We start from the raw sequence: 727 nt of genomic DNA, 5'->3' as shown, positions 1-727 counted from the left end.
TGCTTCGTGATAAGCCGTTGACTCTTTTGTCTCTTCAGACATCACCATTGAACGGCGCTCAGCACCCATCATGATTTTGTCTTTCGCTAATTCGAATTCAACCATAGAAACGTTACGCTTGTTACCACGCGCAGCAAATAGCGCCGCTTCGTTGACTAGGTTTGCTAAATCAGCACCAGAGAAGCCTGGTGTACCACGAGCGATTAAAGAAGGCTCTACGTCACCAGCTAATGGCACTTTGCGCATGTGTACTTTTAGAATCTGTTCACGACCGCGTACATCAGGAAGACCTACAACTACTTGACGGTCAAAGCGACCCGGACGTAGCAATGCAGGGTCTAATACGTCTGGGCGGTTGGTCGCAGCAATAACGATAATACCTTCGTTGCCCTCGAAACCATCCATTTCTACTAGCATTTGGTTCAGTGTTTGCTCACGTTCATCGTGACCACCACCTACACCAGCACCACGCTGACGACCTACAGCATCGATTTCATCGATAAAGATAATACAAGGCGCGGCTTTCTTCGCTTGCTCGAACATGTCACGTACACGAGATGCACCAACACCAACGAACATTTCTACGAAATCGGAACCTGAAATAGTAAAGAACGGTACTTTTGCCTCACCTGCGATAGCTTTTGCAAGTAACGTTTTACCCGTACCTGGAGGACCAACCATTAAAACACCAGTTGGAATCTTACCACCCAGTTTTTGGAAACGGCTT

The 727-nt window shown here is 47.3% G+C and carries 1 protein-coding gene; it reads right to left on the bottom strand.

Annotated elements, in window-relative coordinates:
• The coding region (locus R7044_RS25350) for an ATP-dependent metallopeptidase FtsH/Yme1/Tma family protein (protein ID WP_225456014.1) at positions 1 to 727 on the bottom strand (727 nt) is incomplete at both ends.

The sequence above is a fragment of the Vibrio sp. 1402 genome (assembly GCF_033340275.1).
The sequence above is the reverse complement of the archived record's forward strand: the minus strand, read 5'-3'. Positions and strand labels throughout refer to the sequence as shown.